Source organism: Pseudazoarcus sp. NS34 (genome assembly GCF_059703725.1).
In genome coordinates, this window is sequence record NZ_BAAKIZ010000003.1 from 259,106 (window position 1) to 278,361 (window position 19,256).

The following is a 19,256-nucleotide window of genomic DNA, read 5'->3' on the forward strand; positions in this document are numbered from 1 at the left end:
TCATTTCCGATCCGGACGGCTTTCGGCAATCATGCGTCGCAGGGTCGCGGCAAGCCGCTGAGGTTCAAATTTGGACACGTATTCGTCCACCCCGACCGATTTCCCCAGCGTCTGGTTTGACATGCCTGACAAGGATGAATGCATGACGATCGGGATGCCGGCAAAGCGGGAATCGGACTTGATCGTCTTGGTCAGGATGTAGCCGTCCATCTCGGGCATCTCGACGTCGGTCAGGATCACGCTGACCAGCTCACGCACAGTGCGGCCAGTGGCCACCGCATGCGCAGCAATCTTCTGCAGCTCCTCGACCGCACGACGACCATTGATGGCGCTGACGTACTTGATCTCGAGCACGTTGAGGGTCTTCTCGATCTGTCCGCGTGCAACCGCTGAGTCATCGGCGAAGACCACCATGCGCTCGTCCTCCACCGGCTCGATGCCGCTGAACAACATGGCCTCGTCGTACTTGGCCGTTTCCGCCAGCACCTTTTCGACGTCGAGCATCATCACCAGACGGTTATCCGGGAGCTCGGTGATCGCGGTGACCAGCCCGCCCATCTTGGCCGTCAGCATTTCCGGCGGCACACGCATCTGGGCCCAGTCCAGTCGCAGGATGGTATCGACCGCCTCGACCAGAAAGCCCTGGGTGTGGCCGTTGTACTCGGTGACGATCATGATGCCGCGCGGGGTGTCGGCGTTGATCCCGACGTACTTGGCCAGATCAACCACCGGCACCAGCGTGCCACGCAGGCTGACCATGCCTTCGACGCAGTCGGGCATCTCGGGCGCAGACGTGATCTCCGGGGTACGCATCACTTCGCGCACCTTGAACACGTTGATGCCAAAGGTTTCCTTGCGCCCCGTGCGCGAGTCATGTCCGAGCGTGAACAACAGGATTTCCAGTTTGTTCGTGCCGGCCAGACGCGTACGCGCCTCGATGTTGCTGAACAGGTTTGACATTTCACTCTCCGCACTGAGCGGTCTGTTTCAAGGGGTCGGATGCCTCACAGGCCGCGCTGCGACATGCTTCGACCACCGTGTCTGACTACTTATCGGTCGATCGATCCGATTTCTTTAGTCGATTGTGCACCCCACATGAATCCGGTGTGCCGCAAGACGTGCGAAGCAATCTGGTCGAGCGGCAAGACCTCGTGCGCGGCCCCCAGCGCCACGGCCTCTCGAGGCATACCGTAGACCACGCTTGATCCCTCGTCCTGGGCAATCGTCCAGGCGCCCGCGCGGTGCATCTGCAGCAAGCCGTCGGCGCCATCCTTGCCCATGCCGGTAAGCAGCACGCCGACTGCCGCATCACCCAACTCGCGCGCGGCCGAACGGAACAGGACATCCACCGAAGGACGGTGCCGGTTGACCGGGTCGCTGCGCTCAAGCCTGCACACCAGATTACCGCCCGTTTTGCGCACCGACAGGTGCGAGTGGCCCGGCGCGATATAGGCGGTGCCGCGCTGCACACGCTCGCCGTCTTCCGCTTCCTTGACGCGAATGGCGCAGACCGTGTCCAGGCGCTTGGCGAAGGTACCGGTGAACATCTCGGGCATGTGCTGCACGATCAGCACCGGCGGCATGTCGGCAGAAAAGCCCTGCAGCACCACCTTGACGGCCTCCGTTCCACCGGTCGACGCGCCGATGCAGACGTGGGTACGAACTTTGGCACGCGAGGTACTCATCTCACGCCACCGGGGTATATACGGTGCGCCCCACCAGACGGAACAGGTCGGCTGCGTGCTGGAAACTTTCGGAGTGCCCGGCGTACAGCGAACCATCGCGACCGAGCAGCGGCGCAAAACGCTTCAGGATGGCGTACTGGGTCGGCTTGTCAAAATAGATCATGACGTTGCGGCAGAAGATCGCGTCCAGCGGGCCGCGCACCCCCCAGTTGGACTCCAGCAGGTTGATTGGACGAAAGGTGATCAAGCGCTGCAACTCCGGTTTGACCTTGACGCAGCCGTCGGCCTCGCGCGTGAAGTACTGCTGCAGTCGTGTCGGCGACATGCGCGCCACGCGATCCTGCTCGTAGATGCCACGTCGCGCCGTCACGAGCACTTCGGTATTGACGTCGCTGGCCAGAATGGTGACCGGCGGATTGAGCGTCTTGAAGGCCTCACAGGCCGCGATCGCCAGCGAATACGGCTCTTCTCCGGTGGACGCGGCACAGCACCAGATCGTGCTGCGCCGACCCGAACCGATGGTTCGTAGCTGTTCGATGAGGATGTCGAAGTGATGCGCCTCGCGAAAGAACGAGGTGAGGTTGGTCGTGAGCGAGTTCACGAAGGCTTCCCACTCCGGACGATCCCGCTCCAACCGCGCCAGATAGCCCGCAAAGGTGGTCTCGCCGCATTGGCGCAAGCGCCGTGTCAGCCGGCTGTAGACCATGTCCTGCTTGGCCGGCGACAACGCGATGCCGACGTGATCGTGGATCAGTTTTCGAATGCGCTCGAAATCCTCCGAAGAGAACGCGAACTCGCGCCCCCCCGCGGCATGCGCCGAACCTGTCGCGGGCGATGGCGGCCGCGTACCGGCCTGTGGCGCTCCGGTCCTGCGATCCTGAATGCTCATGCGCTTGCTTCCTTGATGTTCTGGCGGGGGCTACTGGGCCCGTTCAATCGAGTCGAGCAGACTCTCCGGGTCGGGTTCCTGCACTGCCGCAGCGGGCTCGGCCGTGGCCTCGGGCGTAATACCGAGCACGGCATCCTCGGTGCGCTTGTTCATGACGATGATGGTGATACGTCGATTGGATGGGTCGAGAGGGTCCTCGACGTTGAACGGGATCGTTTCGGCGAGCCCGACCACGCGCAGGACCTTGGCCGGATCCAGCCCGCCGGCGATCAACTCGCGGCGCGAGGCGTTGGCCCGGTTGGCCGACAATTCCCAGTTGGAAAAGCCGCGATCGCCCCCCGCAAACGGCTTGGCGTCGGTGTGCCCGGAAAGGCTCAGGCGGTTGGGCAGATCGTTGAGCGCCCTGCCGACGGCCCGCAGCAACTCGCGCGTATGGGGACGCAGCTCGGCGCTCGACAGGTCGAACATCGGCCGGTTCTGCTCGTCGACGATCTGTACCCGCAGTCCCTCAGGCGTGATGTCGATCAGGATCTGGTCGCGGAAGGCACGCAGATTGGGGTTGGCCTCAATCAAAGCCTCGATGCGCCCCTTCATGCTCACCAGACGGGCGCGCTCGCGCGAATCCTGTCCCTCGACATCCACCGGCACGGCTTCGCGCGCACGCGCTGCCTCCAGGTTGATCATGCGACGTTGCGGCTCGACGTCTCCGCGCTTGACCTGACCGACCGACCGCGAAAGATCCTCGCCGCCACCGGGAATGATGCTGGAGCTGTCGCCCGCGCCGCTGCCACCACTCTGGCTTACCTTCAAGGGGCTCTGAAAGAAGTCGGCGATCCCCTTGAGGTCGCCGTCGGCCGTCGAACCGAGCAGCCACAGCAGCAGGAAGAAGGCCATCATCGCGGTCACGAAGTCGGCATAGGCGATCTTCCACGCCCCGCCGTGGTGGCCCCCATGCCCGCCCTTGTTCACACGGCGGACAACGATTGGCTGCTGGGTATCGTCGCTCATCGCTCAGGCCGACGTCGCACTGGAAATCCGGCGCTCGTCGCTCATGCTCACTTCTTGCGGCTCTTGATGTCTTCCTCAAGCTCGAGGAAGGTCGGGCGGTCGGAGGCAAACAGCACCTTGCGGCCAAACTCCACGGCCACCTGCGGCGCATAGCCATTCATGCTGGCCAGCAGCACGACCTTGATGCATTGATAGATCTTGCCCTCGGCTTCGACGCGTTGCGCAAGCTGACTCGAAATCGGCTGCACGAATCCGTAGGACAGCAAAATGCCGAGGAAGGTACCCACCAGCGCGCCACCGAGCATCTTGCCCAGCACTGCCGGCGGCTCACCCACCGAGCCCATGACGTTGACCACCCCCATCACCGCCACGACGATACCGAACGCCGGCAGGGCATCACCGACCTTGGCCATGACATCCGACGGCCCTTGTGCCTCGTGGTGGTGGGTCTCGATCTCGACATCCATCAAGGCCTCGATCTCGAAGGCGTTGAGGTTGCCGCCAACCATCATGCGCAGGTAATCGGTCAGGAACTCGACAGCGTGGTGGTCGGCCACGACGTCGGGATACTTGGAGAAGAGCGTGCTGGCTTCGGGGTTCTCGATGTCGGCCTCAATTGCCATGAGGCCTTCCTTGCGCACCTTTGCCAGCACTTCGTACATCAGCGCCAGCAGGTTCATGTACAGCGCCTTGTTGTAGCGCTGCCCCTTGAGCACGCTGGGCAATGCACCCAATGTCGCCTTCATGATGCGCGGGGAGTTCCCGGCAATGAATCCGCCGACCATGAGGCCGAAGATCGCGATGTACTCCAGCGGCACCCACAGCGCCATCAGGCTGCCGTGCACGGCGTAGGTGCCGATCGAGGCTAGCAGAACGATTACATATCCGACGAGTAGAAGCACCCAGACACCTCGACCGCTACATGCACAAACAAACCCCGGAGCGCACGCCTAGCCGGGAACGGTATCTTAAAGTAACGGTTCGACCCAGGGAAACTTGACCGAAAAAAAGCCGCCCGCAGGCGGCCTTTTTTAACGGACCGATGGACCGGTCACTCCACTACGGCGGCCCGGCCGCGCACTGCGCGGGCATTGATACTGACCTTGCCCTGCTTTTTGCCCTTGCCGGCACGCGACGGCATGTTGCACAGACCGCAGGTGTAATCGTGCACCGGATCGTAAGCATGCGCGACGTACTTGCCGCCGCAGCTGGTGCATGGCGCGAGCTGCATCATGTCGGCGTCGAAGAAACGCACCAGCGTCCAGGCCCGCGTGATGCTCAACACCGGCTCCAGAGCAGCCGCATCAATATGATCGAGATACAGGTGATAGGCCTTGATCACGGCATCGAGCGAACTCAGGCTGGAACGCTGGCGGAAATAAGCGTGAAAAGCCATGAACAGCGAACCGTGCACATTCGGCTGCCACGCCATGAACCAGTCAGTGGAGAACGGCAGCATGCCCTTGGGCGGCGACATGCCGCGCACTTCCTTGTAGATCTTGAGCAGCCGCTCGCGGCTGAGACCGGTTTCGGCCTCGAGCATCTGCATGCGGGCTCCCAGGCTCACCATCTCGACGGCACGACGGACGTCTTCGGCATCCGCGATCACGCTCTTGTTCTTCATTTCCAATTCCTCACGACGATTCATCCGTCGGTTTGCTGGCCGCCACGATGGCAGCATGGATGCTCGAACTGGCGGCATCCCGTCCTTCCCCTGCGAGCAGCCCCGCAAGCAATGCATCATCAAAGCGGAATGCCGGCAACACCATCTGGCTGCTGGCCATGCGCACCAGGCGTGCCGCCGACATCGTGATGAGCAGATCGGCTACTGCATCACCGATGCCAAGCCGGAACATTGCGGTTTCCCGATCCTCACGCAGCATCTTTTGCGCAAGCATCAGATACGCAAGATTGAGTTCCCGGATATCGTCTTGGTAATCGCTTCGCTTCAACTATGTCGGCGCTTTGAAATGCGTACGCCTCGAACTTAAAGTGATTTCTCACCGAACACAACCAGACACATCTTCTGATGGCAAAAAAACCACAGGCACTGCAGGGTTGAGCGCCGCCGATCAGACTCGCTGAACCGCATGGATGGCATTGCGCCCGCCCTGCTTCGATACGTAGGCCCCCTGGTCTGCGAGCTTGATCAAGGCGGCTGCGTTCTCCACCTCCGGACGCAGCTCGGCGGCACCGATACTCACGCTCAAAGGCGCCACGACCCCGGCAAAATCGAGTGGCGCCTCGCGTACCGCACGCCGCGCGCGCTCCGCGCCGGCCAGCACCGCATCGAGGTCAGCCCCCGGACAGATGACCAGAAACTCATCCCCGCCGATGCGACAGATCACGTCATGTACGCGCAACGCCTTGCGCAGCGTGTTCGCCACGTGACTCAACGCAGCGTCTCCGGCGTCATGGCCAAAGCGGTCGTTGATTTCCTTAAGATAATCGACGTCGATCGCCAGACATGACAGCGGCCGACCGCTGCGCTCGGCCACCGCCCACTCCTGCTCAAGTCGGTCCATCGCGTAGCGACGGTTGCGAAATCCGGTCAGCGGATCGGTCAGCGCCATATCCTGCAAACGCCGGTTGGTGATGGCCAGTTGCGCGGCAAAACCATGCAACTCCTGCCGATCGTGCTCCAACTCACGCTGCAGACGCACCTCACGAAGCCCTGCGCGCAGGCGTGCCTGCAGCAACCGGGGCACGGCATCCATCGGCACGGCATCGTCGCCCCCGGCCTCCAGCAACATGACCAGTGCGTCATCACTGCGCTCGACAACCCTCAGCAGCAGGTGCATCACCCGCCCGGCGCTGGTGCGGCGCAATGCCGCGACAAGGTCGTTGACCTCGGCGCTTGCGTCGGCGCACCCCAGCACCATCATGTGCGGCTGCAACTCGAGTGCGAATTCCAGTGCGTCACTTACGTCGCCGCTCTCGACCACCGAACAATCCTCTGCCCTCAAGAGCTCGACAACCTGGCGACGTCGCCCGCTCTCGCGATCGACGACCAGCACCAGCGGCTTGTCCGGTGCCACCGGAACCGCCAGACGTTCGCGGCCTCGATCGGATTGCGACAGCGCGTGCACTTGCGATCCGGATGCGGAAGCAGGGTCCGGCACGGAAATCTCGGGGAAGCTGCGCGAAACACGCGGATCAAGCTGCAGCAGATCCATCCATTCGACCCACAGGCCGAACATGCGCGAAACGTCCGCGAGCATCTCGTCTTGCAGGATGCCGAGCGCCTCACCCCGAACCTGCATGGTTTCGAGCAGCTGGAGACGGCGAACGTCCTCGGCAAGACAGAAATCAGAAAAGATGCGTGCCAGCGCAACGGACTCAAGCAGGCGACCGCGCCGACTGCCGGGCTCGAAACCCGCCTGTTCCGGGCAATCGGCATGACGCACAACCTGGCTAAAGATTGAGGGCACGCCCCAGTGCTCGACCATTTCGGCGCCGAGTTCGCCGTGATGAATGGCGAAAGCGTCCTTCTCCGCTGCGAGCAGCACCTCACGGTCCGCGTAAGGCTGATCGAGCAAGCCCGCGTACTCGTCCGGATAAACGGTCGCCAGAGCCAGCTCGCCGACCCGCATCAACAAGCCGAGACTGAATGCCTCGTCACTGGCGGCAGCACGCGTATGCCCGACAACCGCCTGCATGCCCAGCGCCAACGCAATCGAAGAACCCCAGTAGCGCTCGTAATCGAACGCCGGGCAACGCCCCTTGCGATGATCCGACAACAGCGCAAACCCCGTCGCCAGCGCGCGCACAGCCGGCACGCCAAGCACCATCAGGGCCTCCGCCACCGACAAGACCGGCCGACGTGTGCCGTTCAGCAAGCCATTGGCCGCCTTGAGCACACGCCCGACGAATGCGGGGTCTCCACCAATGGCGCGCGCCAGTTCAGGAATGGACACCTCGTCCTGGCGCGTCAGCTGGATCACCCGCGTCGCTGCGCCGCGTGGTGACGGCAGGCGTCCGGAGGCATGCAGCAGCTCGAACGCAGATTTTCCGCGTCCGGTTTCGATGAGTTTATCTACTGGCTCCATACCTTCCATTTCCGGAGTATTGCGCGGGACACTCTGGCAGTGACTCTAGCCGATTATCCTGAGCTTGCACCCACTACGCTCAAATCGGCGCAGTCAGGGGCTAAAATCGGGAACGCCCGTATCCTATAGATTCAAAATGAATTTCTGCTCACATTGCGGCGCCGGCGTGAGCCTGCGCATTCCGACCGGTGACAGTCTGCCGCGCCATATCTGCGGTGACTGCGGCAGCATCCATTACTCGAACCCCAAGCTGGTCGTTGGCACCGTCACAGAATACGACGAACGCATCCTGCTGTGTCGCCGGGCGATCGAACCTCGCCACGGTTTCTGGACGCTGCCCGCCGGCTTCATGGAAAACGGTGAAAGCACCGCCGAGGGCGCTGCCCGCGAAACCCTGGAGGAAGCCTGTGCGAAGGTCGAAGTGGGCGATCTGCTCACCCTCATCAGCATTCCGCACATCGACCAGGTGCACCTCATGTATCGCGCCAGCCTACCCGTACCGGAGTTCGCGGCGGGCGAAGAGTCACTTGAGGTCGGCCTGTTCGCCGAACACGAGATCCCTTGGGATTCACTGGCCTTTCGCACCATCGAAGTCACCCTGCGTCATTACTTTGCAAACCGGCGCGCGGGACGCTTCGAGCTGCATTGTTGCGACCTTCGGCCGGCCGGCGGCTGACCGACTCAAGGCGTGACGAAGCTGTCGCGCCACAGACGCTCGAAATCGCCCACCGGCAGCGCCGGCGCAAAAAGAAAGCCCTGCATGTGCCGACAACCCGCGCGTTGCAGGAAATCGAGTTGCTCTTCGTTCTCGACCCCTTCTGCGATGACCTGCAAGCGCAGGTTGCGCGCCAACCCGATGATGGCATCGACGATGGCCGCGTCGTCAGGGTCGGTAACCACATCACGCACAAAAGTCTGGTCGATCTTCAAGGCGTCGATCGGCAACCGCTTGAGGTAGGACAGCGACGAATAGCCCGTACCGAAGTCGTCGATCGACACCCGCACGCCCATGCGCCGAACCTCGTCGAGCACTGCAATGTTGCGCTCGGCCGCCTCCAGCATCACGCGTTCGGTCAGTTCAAGCTCCAGGCATTCGGCCGACACGCCGCTGCTGGCGATGGCTTGCCGCAGAGACTCGACAAAGCGCGGCTGACGAAATTGCTGGGCGGAAATATTTACGGCCACGGTCAGTGCCGGCAGGCCGGCATCGCTCCACTCACGCAACTGGCGACACACCTGTTCAAGCACCCACTGGCCGATCGGCAGAATCAAGCCCGCCTCTTCTGCGACCGGAATGAAACGTGCCGGCGGCACCAGCGTGCCGTCCTGATCACGCCAGCGCAGCAGCGCTTCGGCGCCGATCATGCGCCGCGTCACGCCGTCGAACTGCGGCTGGTAATACAACTCGAAGGCGTCGGCATCGAGCGCATTGCGCAAGGCGCTTTCGAGCAGCATGCGTTCGAACACCCGCTCGTTCATCTCGACGTGGAAGTAGTGATAGGTGTTCCGGCCCGAATCCTTGCTGTGGTACATCGCCGAATCTGCGTTACGCATCAGCGTTGCAATGTCGTCGCCATCCTCGGGGTACAGACTGATGCCGATACTGGCTGTCACCAGCAGCTGTCGCCCCGAGATGTGGCAGGGCTCGGCCAAGGAGCTGATGAGCTTATCGGCGACGCGCGCAGCGTCTTCAGGATCACCGATCTCCGACAGCAGCAGCGTGAACTCGTCCCCGCCGGGGCGGCTGACCGTATCGCTTTCACGCACGCAGGCGACGATGCGCCCCGCCACCACCCGCAACAACTGATCGCCAATGTGATGCCCTAGGGTGTCATTGATGTTCTTGAAACGATCCAGATCGACGAACAGCAGCGCGAACCGGCGGCCCTCGCGACGGCAACGGGTCAAAGCCTGGTTGGCGCGGTCGTTGAACAGCATGCGGTTGGGGAGATCGGTCAGCGGGTCGTGCTCGGCGAGATGGCGGATGCGCTCCTCGCTGAGCTTTTGCTCGCTGATATCCTCGATCAGCATCACCGGGCCTTTCTCGGGCCGCGTCGGATCCAGCGCGCGCACATAGACGTTGGCCCAGAACCACTGGCCACGGCTGTCGACGAAGCGCTGCTCGAAACGCAGTACACGCGCCTCCTCAAGCCCGTTCTCGATGCGGCGGCTCATTTCGATGAAGGCCGGGTGGTCTTCGAAATACGCCTCCAGCGTTCGATCCATGGCGTCTGCGGCGGCGCAGGCAAACATGCGCTCGAAGGCCGGGTTGGCCAATTGAACGCGATGCTCGCGCAGCATCACGATGGCGATCGGACTCGCGTCGAGTACCGACTGCAGTTCCTCGGCACGCGCCACGCTTTCTTCGCGTGAGCGCGACAGATCCTCGAACAGGCGGTAGAAATCTCCCGCCACTTCGCCAACCTCGCCCTCACCGACTGGCAGCTCATGCACGCGACTGGGGTCGCTGCGCAAGGCCACGACGTTGTCACGCAAGGCGAACAGCGGTCGCAGAAAGCCGCGCATCGCAAACCACACCAGGAAGCCGACCAGCACCGAAGCCACCAGCAGGAGCAGCATCGCGACACGCTGCGAGCGCACGATCGGCGCAAAGGCCTCCTCGACCGGCAACACCACGCCGGCGACCCAGTCCAGTTGCTCGACCGTACGGAAACTCATGAGCATGCGACGCCCGGCCGGATCGACCCCCTGATCGGTGCCTTCCCAGCCGTCCACGGCGCGGTCATACACAGGCATTACACCCGGCTCCGCATAGCTCGACAGCATCAGACGGGACGTGTCGCCAACGATGGTGGTGCGGTCGCGGGTGGTCAGCACGAACTCGCCGTGCTGTTCGGAATGCCCGCGGTTGATGCCACCGAGGAAGGCGGGGCTGAGAATATCGAGCGTGCCGGAAACGATGGCGATGAGATTGCCGACCGAGTCATACACCGGCACCGACATGGCCAGCAGCGGCTGACCCGTGACCACCCCGACAAAGGGACGCGACACCACCGGCAGGCCGGTGTCGATGACGCGACGCAGGTGCGCCAGCGAAGAGACGTCCGCGCCGACACGCCCTTGCCGGGTCGGATTGTCAGCCAGCACGGTCAGGTTCGGACTGACGATGATCAGCGCTTCAAACAGCGCCAGCGCACCCTGGTTGTCATGCAGGTAGTTGCGCAAGCGGTCGGCATCGCTGGTGTGACGGAAGTCCATCCCGGAGGCCACGCGCTTGAGCGTGCCGAGACTGACTTCAACCCGCCCCGAGACCTCGGCTGCAAAACGCGACACCAGCGCGTACTGCTGGTCGGCAATGGTCTTCTGCAGCGAATTGCGGACGAGGTAATCCTGGATCACCATGCCGACGCCGAATACGACCAGCAACAGGCCTACAACGGCAAGCGAGGATTTGGTTTTCAGATTCACCGGACGGGCCCGCCGCAATTACCCTACTGTGGTCGTTTATAAGACCCGGCACAGTTCAATACAACCGTGATAACCGCAAGCAGCGCCGTCAGTCTCGCCCGGCGCGGTCATGCCGCGCGAGCAACGGCAAGGCGCGGTGCAGGTAATAGCCCATCGACCACAAGGTCAGCGCCGCCGCGACGTAGATCAACACCTCGCCGAGCAGTGCCACCGGCAATCCGAACAGGTTCTCGTGATAGAGCAACAGCGGGATCGCCGTCATCTGTGCGGCCGTCTTGAACTTTCCGACCGTGGCCACCGCCACGCTGGCCGACTGGCCGATCCGCGCCATCCACTCACGCAGTGCCGAGATGGTGATCTCGCGGCCGATGATGATCACCGCCACCACTGCGTCGGCGCGCCCCAGCTGCACCAGCAGGATCAGCGCGGCGGCCACCATCAGCTTGTCCGCCACCGGGTCGAGAAAGGCCCCGAAGGCCGAGGTCTGGCCCAGCGTGCGGGCGAGATAGCCATCCAGCCAGTCGGTGATCGCCGCCAGCACGAACAGCACCGTGGCGATGAGGTTCATCTGCACATCGGAAAGCCAGTGCGAAGGCAGGTAGAACACGCCGACAAACAGCGGGATCACGGCGATCCGCATCAGTGTCAGCGTGTTCGGGATATTGAAGTGCATTGACGTAAGTTCCGGAGGGGCTTCAGCGCAGCGACGAGTATATCTGCTCAGCCAGCTTGCGACTGACGCCGTCCACACGGCACAGATCCTCGACACCGGCTGCACGCACCCCGTCCAGCCCGCCGAAAGCCTCGATCAGCTTGCGCCGACGCGTTGGGCCGACGCCCGGAATGTCGTCGAGCTTCGAGCCGATACGCGCCTTGCCGCGCCGCGCACGATGGCCGGTAATGGCAAAGCGGTGCGCTTCATCGCGAATCTCCTGGATCAGGTGCAAGGCCTGGGCGTCGGACGCCAGATTGAGCGGCTCGCGTCCATCGGCGAAGATCAACGTTTCAAGGCCAGGCTTGCGGCCCTCGCCCTTGGCCACGCCGAGCATCGCGACCGACTCCAGCCCGATGTCGGACAACACCCCGAAGGCCGCACTGACCTGGCCCTTGCCGCCGTCGATCAGGATCAGGTCGGGCAGCACACCGTCGCCCTCGACCAGCTTGCCGTAGCGGCGTTCGAGCACCTGGCGCATGGCCGCGAAGTCGTCGCCACCGGTGATGCCGGCGATGTTGTAGCGGCGGTACTCGGAATTCTTCATCGCGCCGTCCACACACACCACGCACGAGGCCACTGTGGCCTCGCCCATGGTGTGACTGATGTCGAAGCACTCGATGCGCGCCGGTGCTTCGGGCAGATCAAGCGCCTCGCGCAACGCTTCAAGCCGCGAGCCGATGCGCCCGGCGTCCTGCAGTCGCGCGCGAATTGCGGTGTGCGCGTTGCCGCGCGCCATCTCCATCCACGCCTTCTCGGCTGGCGAACGCGGCGCGACCACTCCGGAGGGGCTTTCGCTGACTTCGGCGAGTGTCGCGCGCACGGCGTCCACGCCTTGCGCGACAACGATGCGCGTCGGCATCGGATGCTCGCGGTAGTGCTGCTCGACAAACGCCAGCAGCACATCGTCGGGGCTGCAACCCGCGGCATTGCTCGGGAACAGCGGTCGGTCGCCGAGATGCCGCCCGCCGCGCACCATCGCCAGATTGACGCACACCACCCCGCCCTCCTCGGCCGCCGCAACAATATCAACATCCTCGTCGCGGCCACTGTCGACGAACTGACGGTGCAGCACCGATTGCAGCGAGCGGATCTGGTCGCGGCAGGCAGCCGCCTCCTCGAAGGCCAGCTGCTCGGCGGCAGCGTTCATGCGCGCACCGAGGTCATCGATGACTTCGTTGGTGCGTCCATCAAGAAAGCGTGCTGCGAGCTTCACATCCTTGGCGTAATCGGCTTCCGAGATCAGCCCGACACACGGCGCCGTGCAACGCTTGATCTGGTGCAGCAGGCAGGGGCGCGAGCGGTTGTGGAACACCGCGTTTTCGCAGGTGCGCAGCCGAAAGATCTTCTGCAGCAGGTGGATACTCTCGCGAGCCGCGCTGCCGTTCGGGAACGGGCCGAAGTAGCGTGCCCCCTTGGCAAAGCCGCCACGGTGATAGGCCAGGCGCGGAATCGCGTCGCCGGTGAGACAGATGTAGGGGTAACTCTTGTCGTCGCGGAACAGGATGTTGTAGCGCGGCGCCAGCTTCTTGATGAGGTTGTTTTCGAGGATCAGCGCCTCGGCCTCGGAGCGCGTGGGCGTGATGTCAACGCGCACGATCTGCGCCACCATCATCGCGATGCGCGGGCTCGGCTGCGTGCGCTGAAAATAGTTGGCGACGCGCTTCTTCAGATTCTTGGCTTTGCCGACGTAGAGCACCTTGTCGTCGGCACCAATCATGCGGTAGACGCCCGGCTCCTCGGGAACCGTCTTCAGGAATGCACGCGCATCAAACAGGGTGACTTCGCTCATCGCGATCAGGCCTGCAGCGCGGTGACCTGCTCCCGCGCAGCGTGATACGGCGCGGCCAGCTGTAGCGCCAACGGGTCGGCAAAGCGCGGCTCAGCCGCCAGCGCAGCGATACGCGCCATGGTTTCGGCCGAGACCGCCGGGCTCCAGCGCGCGAGCAGATCGTCAGCCAGATCGGGGCGGTTGCATACCAACACCATGTCGCAGCCGGCCTCGAACGCGGCCGAGGCGCGCGCAACGATGTCGCCGACCACGGTGGCCCCCTCCATGGTCAGGTCGTCGCTGAAGATCACGCCCTGAAAGCCCAGCCGGCCGCGCAGTACGTCCTGCAGCCAGAAGGGCGAAAAGCCCGCCGGCTGGGGGTCGATGTGTTCGAAGATCACGTGCGCCGGCATCACGCCGGACAGCTGTTTCGCCAAACGGTGGCGATACGGCGCAATATCCTCGGCCCACACTGCCTCGAAGTCACGCTCATCGACCGGAATCTCGACGTGCGAATCGGCCTCGACAAAGCCATGCCCAGGAAAATGCTTGCCCACGCAACCCATGCCGGCTTCGCGCAGGCCGGCGATCAAGGCCGAAGCGAGCGAGGCGACGGCCTGCGGATCGCGGTGGAAAGCGCGCTCACCGATCACCCGGCTGCCGCCGTAATCCAGATCCAGCACCGGCGTGAAGGAAAGATCCACGCCGTGCGCAAGCAATTCGGCGGCCAGCACGAAACCGGCGGCGCGCGCGGCGTCCAGCGCCGCGACGTGATCTTCGTCCCACAGCCTGCCAAGCACCCGCATCGCCGGCAGATGCGTGAAGCCATCGGTGCGGAAACGCTGCACGCGCCCGCCCTCGTGATCAACCGCGATGATCAGCGCCGGCTCGCGCAGCGCGTGAATTTCGGCGTTCAGTGCGGAGAGGGTTTCAGCGTCGCGAAAATTTCGCGCGAACAGGATCACGCCGCCCACCAGCGGATGGCGCAGGCGCTCGCGCTCGGCGTCCGTCAGCTCACAGCCGGCGACATCGACGAACACCGGGCCGCGCGGCAAATGCGTGACGTCCATGCTTCAGCCCTGCCGCTCAAGTACGACGAAGGCCACGACGTAGTCGGTCTCGTCGGTCAGGGTGAGGTGGGCGTGCAGGCCTTGCTGCGCCATGTGCGCAGCCAGTTCCGAACCGAAGCGGAAGATCGGCTTGCCGAGCGGATCATGATCGACGATCACCGCATGCAGCGTGGCCGGGGCCGCGACGCCGGTGCCGAGCGCCTTGCCGAAAGCCTCCTTGGCGGCGAAGCGCTTGGCGAGGAAGCGGTCCGGATCGTTGCGCGCAGCAAACGCCGCGCGCTCGTCGGGCGCAAGAATGCGATTGGCGAAGCGCTCGCCGTATTTGGTGAGCACCGTACCCATGCGCGGGATGCGGACGATATCGGCGCCGATTCCGTGGATCATTGCGCGCCTCCTTTCGGCTGGGCGGCGGCCTCGCGCATGAGGCGCTTCATCTCACGCACCGCCTCGCGCAGGCCGACGAACACCGAGCGGCTGACGATGGCGTGACCGATGTGCAGTTCGCGCACGCCAGCCAGGCGCGCCACCGGCTGCACGTTGTAGTAGTTCAGCGCGTGACCGGCGTTGAAGCGCATGCCCAGCGCGCAGATGGTTTCACCCGCCACCCGCAGCTTGGCGAGTTCGGCCAGCACACCCGGCGAGTCGGCATCGCGCCCAGCGTCGTGAAAGGTATGGGCATAGGGGCCGGTGTGCACCTCGCACACCTTCGCGCCTATACGCGCAGCGGCCTCGATTTGTTCGGGAATGGCGTCGATGAACACGCTGGTGACGATGCCGGCTTCGGTCAGCCGCGCCACCACATCACGCAAGCGGGATTCGTCGGCGAGCACGTCCAGCCCGCCTTCGGTGGTGACTTCCTGCCGCCCTTCCGGCACCAGCATCGCCATCTGCGGCTTGAGTTCGCAGGCGAAGCCGACCATCGCATCGGTGGCAGCCATCTCGAGGTTGAGCTTGATCTGCGTGAGTTCAGCCAGACGCCGCACGTCGGCATCCTGGATGTGGCGACGGTCTTCGCGCAGATGCACGGTGATGCCGTCGGCCCCGCCCAGATGGGCGTCGACGGCGGCCCATTGCGGGTCCGGCTCCCAGGTACGGCGCGCCTGACGCAAGGTCGCGACGTGGTCAATGTTGACGCCGAGTTCGATCACAGCTCCTGCAACTCCTTGAATACGCGGCGCGACTGCAGGTCGCGTCCGCCCAGATGGTGGTTGATCAGCATGCGCAGCAGCGCTTTGCTCTCGCTCAGGGTCTGCGCCGCGGAGAAGTCGTCCTGCGCCAGCGCGAGCAGGGTCTGCCCGCTCACCGACACTCCCTCGCCACGCGCCGTGCCGCGCACCGGACCGCGTTCGATTATATAGGCGTAGCGCTGGTCGGCCGCGATAGGCGGGCCGCCGTCGGCTTCGCCCTCCAGCTCAACGCCATAGCCCAGCTCGCGAAGCAGCGCCAACTCGAAGCGGCGCAGCACCGGCGCAGCAGTGGCCTTGTCGGCCAGCGCAGTGACGGCCGCGACATAGGCTTCAAACAGTCCGGGATGCGGGTCTTCGCGCGCCGAGAGGTGCACCACGAGTTCATTGAGGTAATAACCACACAGCAAAGCCTCACCGCCGAGCAAGGGCTGGAAGCCGGCCCGCTCCGCGCGAATGAGGGTCTTGACCTCGCCGCCGCCGGACCAGTCCGCCGCCAGCGACTGGAAGCCCATCAACACGCTGCGCAGAGCCGAATGCGGGCGCCTCGCGCCCTTCGCAACGACCGCCACGCGGCCGTAGTCGCGCGTGAGCAGCTCGACGACCAAGCTCGTCTCGCGCCACGGACGCGTATGCAGGACGAAAGCGGGTTGCTGATCGATGCGTTGCTTGGGGTTCACGGGAACACCCGGAGGCTATTCGTAGCCGAGGCTCTTGAGCGCGCGCTCGTCATCGGCCCAGCCGCTCTTCACCTTGACCCACACTTCAAGATAGACGCGGGCGTCGAAGAGTTTTTCCAGTTCGACGCGCGCCTCGGAGGAGATGCGCTTGAGCTGCTCACCGTTCTTGCCGATGACCATGCCCTTGTGGCTGTCGCGATCGACGACGACGGCGGCAAAGATGCGGCGCAGGTTGCCTTCGGTCTCGAACTTCTCGATCTCGACGGCGATGCCATACGGCAATTCGTCGCCCAGCAGGCGGAAGAGCTTTTCGCGCAGGAATTCCGATGCGAGAAAGCGCTCGCTGCGGTCGGTGATGTCGTCTTGCTCGAACACCGGCGCACCTTCGGGCAGCAAGGGCAAGGTGGCGGACACCAGACTGTCGACGTTGTTTCCGCGCTCAGCCGAAAGCGGCACGATGGCGGCAAAATCGCGCAACTCGCTCATCTGCTGGATGAAGGGCAGCAACGCCTTCTTGTCCTTGAGGCGGTCGATCTTGTTGATGACGAGCAGCACCTTCGCGTCGTCCGGCAGCAGGCCGAGCACTTTGCGATCGTCATCACCGAAGCGGCCGGCTTCGATCACGAAGAACACCGCGTCGACATCGCCCAGCGCCTGCGTAACGCTGCGGTTCATCGTGCGGTTGAGCGCGTTGCGGTGGCGCGTCTGGAAGCCCGGCGTGTCGACGAAAATGAACTGCGCGTGCTCGTCACTGCGGATGCCGGTGACGCGATGCCGGGTGGTCTGCGCCTTGCGCGAGACAATGCTGATCTTCTGGCCGATCAGCTGATTCAACAGCGTGGACTTGCCGACGTTGGGCCGACCGACAATGGCGACAAAGCCAGTGCGGAAGGGGGTGGAATCTTCGTGTACTTCGCTCATCGTTCCCTCAGGGCCACCAGAGTACGCTCTGCAGCCTGTTGTTCGGCCGCACGTCGGCTTGCGCCGCGCCCGGTAGCAGACACGCCGAGCGTATCAACCGCGCAGCGCACCTCGAATTCCTGCGAGTGGGCTTCGCCCAGTACACGCACGGTTTCATACGCCGGCAATGCCAGCTTGCGCGCCTGCAGGTATTCCTGCAACGCGGTCTTGGGGTCTTTCAGCGCAATGGCCGGATCAATTTCGGCAATTGCTGACGCATACAGCCGGTCGATCACCGCGCGCGCAGCCTCAAAACCGGCGTCAAGATAGACCGCAGCGAAGATGGCCTCGAGGGCATCAGCCAGAATTGACGGGCGACGGAAGCCGCCGCTCTTCATCTCGCCTTCGCCGAGCCGCAACGCCTCGCCGAGGTCCAGTTCCAGGGCCACGCGGTGCAGGCCTTCCTGCCGCACTAACGAAGCACGCAGACGCGACAGTTCGCCCTCGCGCAGATCACCAAACCGCGCGCACAGCGCAATCGAGATGACGCAGTTCAGGACGCTGTCACCGAGAAATTCCAGCCGCTCGTTGTTGGGCAGGCCAAAGCTACGATGGGTCAACGCTTCTTCGAGCAACGCGACGTCGGAAAAATCGTGCCCCAGCTTACGCTGGAGCAGGCCAAGCTGCGGGCGCACTCAGCGGCTCGATGACACAGAGAATTCGAACAGCAGGCTGACATTGCCGGCGATCGGCACCGTGCGTTCATATGCGGTCTCGACCACCGTAGCCCCGCCGGCACGGGTGATGCGCAAATCGGTACCACGCACGCTGGAGATATCGTCGGTGTAGGCGAAGCGTTCGAAACTGCGGCGCAGATCAGCCGGTGTCGCCCCGCCTGTCCCCTGCGTAGCAAGCACGTTCACGACGCGCTTGAGCGCGAAGTACTCATTGAACACAGGAATGCTGCGGAACCCGATGAACAGGAGAAACGCCAGCAAACAACCGACGATCAGCGTGCCGATCAAGGAGAGACCGCCCTGGGCGCGTCGCGAAGCGGATCTGTTCGTCGCCATCAGTGAAATCCTCCTATGCGCTTCATGTCGCCGAAGTTGAACCAGATGAAGAAGGCACGGCCGACGATGTTCTCCTCGGGTACGAAGCCCCACTCGCGACTGTCGCTGCTTCCGTCGCGGTTGTCGCCCATCATGAAGTAGTGCCCCTCGGGCACCGTGCAACGCACCCCGGCCGTAGTATAGGTACAGTGGTCGCGATACGGGAAGTCGGCCACCCTGCTGACATACGGCGGCACGTCACGCTCTATCAGAACGGCGTGCGGCTCCTCACCCAGCGCCTCCTCAAACATCGGGGAATAGTACATACGCTCGGGATGCAGATAATCGTCGGCCGGCGCCATCGGAACTTCCTCGCCGTTGATGGTCAAGCGCTTGTCGATGTACTCAACGCGATCCCCCGGCAGGCCGACCACACGCTTGATGTAGTCGAGCGAGGGGTTGCGCGGATAACGGAACACCATCACGTCGCCGCGCTTGGGCTCACCCAGCGACACGATCTTCTTGTTGATGACCGGGAGACGAATGCCATAGGTGAATTTGTTCACCAGGATGAAATCGCCGACCAGCAAGGTCGGAATCATCGACCCGGACGGAATCTTGAATGGCTCGACAACGAACGAGCGCAGCGAGAAGACGATCAGAATGACGGGAAAGAAGCTCGCCCCATATTCGACCCACCAGGGGTTCGGCTCACCCTGGGCGCGCTGCTTGCGCGCATGAAAACGATCAAAAGCCCACAACGCGCCCGACACCACGAGCAACACGAACAGGATCAGTGCGAAATTCACGGCGACTCCATCAGCAGG

The 19,256-nt window shown here is 63.6% G+C and carries 20 protein-coding genes; 1 reads left to right on the forward strand and 19 read right to left on the reverse strand.

Annotated features, from left to right (window positions below; all coding sequences use genetic code 11):
* The 8 genes from AC6H0N_RS11355 to AC6H0N_RS11390 all read right to left on the reverse strand — a co-directional run bounded on the left by AC6H0N_RS11355 (position 1) and on the right by AC6H0N_RS11390 (position 7,631).
* Positions 1–960: a chemotaxis protein gene (locus AC6H0N_RS11355; RefSeq protein ID WP_497574220.1), complete on the reverse strand. Its 960-nt coding sequence runs from the start codon at positions 958–960 to the stop codon at positions 1–3.
* A gap of 89 nt (positions 961–1,049) precedes the next feature.
* Positions 1,050–1,685 (reverse strand): CheB methylesterase domain-containing protein, encoded by a 636-nt coding sequence (locus AC6H0N_RS11360; RefSeq protein ID WP_497574221.1) that lies wholly within the window; start codon positions 1,683–1,685, stop codon positions 1,050–1,052.
* A gap of 1 nt (position 1,686) precedes the next feature.
* Positions 1,687–2,574, reverse strand: a complete 888-nt coding sequence (locus AC6H0N_RS11365; RefSeq protein WP_497574222.1) for a CheR family methyltransferase — start codon at positions 2,572–2,574, stop codon at positions 1,687–1,689.
* Positions 2,575–2,604: 30 nt separating this feature from the next.
* The gene (gene motB, locus AC6H0N_RS11370) at positions 2,605–3,582 is read right to left on the reverse strand and encodes a flagellar motor protein MotB (RefSeq protein ID WP_497574223.1); all 978 of its coding nucleotides are present in this window, start codon (positions 3,580–3,582) and stop codon (positions 2,605–2,607) included.
* Between the two features lie 47 nt (positions 3,583–3,629).
* Positions 3,630–4,484, reverse strand: coding sequence for a flagellar motor stator protein MotA (gene motA, locus AC6H0N_RS11375; RefSeq protein WP_497574224.1), 855 nt, complete (start codon positions 4,482–4,484; stop codon positions 3,630–3,632).
* 149 nt (positions 4,485–4,633) lie between these two features.
* Positions 4,634–5,206 (reverse strand): flagellar transcriptional regulator FlhC, encoded by a 573-nt coding sequence (flhC, locus tag AC6H0N_RS11380; protein WP_497574225.1) that lies wholly within the window; start codon positions 5,204–5,206, stop codon positions 4,634–4,636.
* Positions 5,207–5,216: 10 nt separating this feature from the next.
* Positions 5,217–5,534, reverse strand: a complete 318-nt coding sequence (flhD, locus tag AC6H0N_RS11385; RefSeq protein WP_497574226.1) for a flagellar transcriptional regulator FlhD — start codon at positions 5,532–5,534, stop codon at positions 5,217–5,219.
* A gap of 120 nt (positions 5,535–5,654) precedes the next feature.
* Positions 5,655–7,631 carry a sensor domain-containing diguanylate cyclase gene (locus AC6H0N_RS11390; RefSeq protein WP_497574227.1) on the reverse strand — a complete coding sequence of 659 codons (1,977 nt, stop codon included), beginning with the start codon at positions 7,629–7,631 and terminating at the stop codon, positions 5,655–5,657.
* Between the two features lie 136 nt (positions 7,632–7,767).
* Between AC6H0N_RS11390 and AC6H0N_RS11395 the strand changes: the two genes are divergently transcribed.
* Entirely contained in the window at positions 7,768–8,307 is a 540-nt protein-coding gene (locus AC6H0N_RS11395; protein ID WP_497574228.1) for an NUDIX hydrolase, read from the forward strand.
* 5 nt (positions 8,308–8,312) lie between these two features.
* Here the strand turns inward: AC6H0N_RS11395 and AC6H0N_RS11400 are convergent, their stop codons facing one another.
* The 11 genes from AC6H0N_RS11400 to lepB form a co-directional block, all read right to left on the reverse strand.
* A complete protein-coding gene (locus tag AC6H0N_RS11400; RefSeq protein WP_497574229.1) occupies positions 8,313–11,060 on the reverse strand; it encodes a bifunctional diguanylate cyclase/phosphodiesterase in 2,748 nt (915 codons plus the stop codon).
* Positions 11,061–11,148: 88 nt separating this feature from the next.
* Positions 11,149–11,733: a CDP-diacylglycerol--glycerol-3-phosphate 3-phosphatidyltransferase gene (gene pgsA / locus AC6H0N_RS11405; protein WP_497574230.1), complete on the reverse strand. Its 585-nt coding sequence runs from the start codon at positions 11,731–11,733 to the stop codon at positions 11,149–11,151.
* Between the two features lie 22 nt (positions 11,734–11,755).
* On the reverse strand, positions 11,756–13,564 hold the full coding sequence (gene uvrC / locus AC6H0N_RS11410) for an excinuclease ABC subunit UvrC (protein WP_497574231.1): 1,809 nt from the start codon (positions 13,562–13,564) through the stop codon (positions 11,756–11,758).
* 5 nt (positions 13,565–13,569) lie between these two features.
* Positions 13,570–14,613 carry a beta-N-acetylhexosaminidase gene (nagZ, locus tag AC6H0N_RS11415; protein ID WP_497574232.1) on the reverse strand — a complete coding sequence of 348 codons (1,044 nt, stop codon included), beginning with the start codon at positions 14,611–14,613 and terminating at the stop codon, positions 13,570–13,572.
* 3 nt (positions 14,614–14,616) lie between these two features.
* Positions 14,617–14,997, reverse strand: a complete 381-nt coding sequence (acpS, locus tag AC6H0N_RS11420) for a holo-ACP synthase (protein WP_497574233.1) — start codon at positions 14,995–14,997, stop codon at positions 14,617–14,619.
* The gene (locus tag AC6H0N_RS11425) at positions 14,994–15,761 is read right to left on the reverse strand and encodes a pyridoxine 5'-phosphate synthase (protein ID WP_497574234.1); all 768 of its coding nucleotides are present in this window, start codon (positions 15,759–15,761) and stop codon (positions 14,994–14,996) included. The genes acpS and AC6H0N_RS11425 overlap by 4 nt, the downstream gene beginning before the upstream one ends.
* Positions 15,758–16,477, reverse strand: a complete 720-nt coding sequence (gene recO, locus AC6H0N_RS11430) for a DNA repair protein RecO (protein WP_497574235.1) — start codon at positions 16,475–16,477, stop codon at positions 15,758–15,760. Before recO ends, AC6H0N_RS11425 begins: the two co-directional genes overlap by 4 nt.
* Before the next feature lie 15 nt (positions 16,478–16,492).
* A complete protein-coding gene (gene era / locus AC6H0N_RS11435; RefSeq protein ID WP_497574236.1) occupies positions 16,493–17,398 on the reverse strand; it encodes a GTPase Era in 906 nt (301 codons plus the stop codon).
* Positions 17,395–18,072 (reverse strand): ribonuclease III, encoded by a 678-nt coding sequence (gene rnc / locus AC6H0N_RS11440; protein ID WP_497574237.1) that lies wholly within the window; start codon positions 18,070–18,072, stop codon positions 17,395–17,397. Before rnc ends, era begins: the two co-directional genes overlap by 4 nt.
* A complete protein-coding gene (locus AC6H0N_RS11445; protein WP_497574238.1) occupies positions 18,073–18,402 on the reverse strand; it encodes a DUF4845 domain-containing protein in 330 nt (109 codons plus the stop codon). It abuts the gene before it with no gap.
* A 47-nt stretch (positions 18,403–18,449) separates the two neighbouring features.
* Positions 18,450–19,238 (reverse strand): signal peptidase I, encoded by a 789-nt coding sequence (lepB, locus tag AC6H0N_RS11450; protein ID WP_497574239.1) that lies wholly within the window; start codon positions 19,236–19,238, stop codon positions 18,450–18,452.
* Positions 19,239–19,256: the final 18 nt, after the last annotated feature.

What these genes read in the sequence shown, in the direction of transcription:
- AC6H0N_RS11355 (WP_497574220.1), bottom strand. Translation starts at nt 960, where the DNA reads ATGTCAAACCTGTTCAGCAACATCGAGGCGCGTACGCGTCTGGCCGGC.
- AC6H0N_RS11360 (WP_497574221.1), bottom strand. Translation starts at nt 1,685, where the DNA reads ATGAGTACCTCGCGTGCCAAAGTTCGTACCCACGTCTGCATCGGCGCG.
- AC6H0N_RS11365 (WP_497574222.1), bottom strand. Translation starts at nt 2,574, where the DNA reads ATGAGCATTCAGGATCGCAGGACCGGAGCGCCACAGGCCGGTACGCGG.
- motB (WP_497574223.1), bottom strand. Translation starts at nt 3,582, where the DNA reads ATGAGCGACGATACCCAGCAGCCAATCGTTGTCCGCCGTGTGAACAAG.
- flhC (WP_497574225.1), bottom strand. Translation starts at nt 5,206, where the DNA reads ATGAAGAACAAGAGCGTGATCGCGGATGCCGAAGACGTCCGTCGTGCC.
- AC6H0N_RS11390 (WP_497574227.1), bottom strand. Translation starts at nt 7,631, where the DNA reads ATGGAGCCAGTAGATAAACTCATCGAAACCGGACGCGGAAAATCTGCG.
- AC6H0N_RS11395 (WP_497574228.1), top strand. Translation starts at nt 7,768, where the DNA reads ATGAATTTCTGCTCACATTGCGGCGCCGGCGTGAGCCTGCGCATTCCG.
- pgsA (WP_497574230.1), bottom strand. Translation starts at nt 11,733, where the DNA reads ATGCACTTCAATATCCCGAACACGCTGACACTGATGCGGATCGCCGTG.
- uvrC (WP_497574231.1), bottom strand. Translation starts at nt 13,564, where the DNA reads ATGAGCGAAGTCACCCTGTTTGATGCGCGTGCATTCCTGAAGACGGTT.
- nagZ (WP_497574232.1), bottom strand. Translation starts at nt 14,613, where the DNA reads ATGGACGTCACGCATTTGCCGCGCGGCCCGGTGTTCGTCGATGTCGCC.
- acpS (WP_497574233.1), bottom strand. Translation starts at nt 14,997, where the DNA reads ATGATCCACGGAATCGGCGCCGATATCGTCCGCATCCCGCGCATGGGT.
- era (WP_497574236.1), bottom strand. Translation starts at nt 17,398, where the DNA reads ATGAGCGAAGTACACGAAGATTCCACCCCCTTCCGCACTGGCTTTGTC.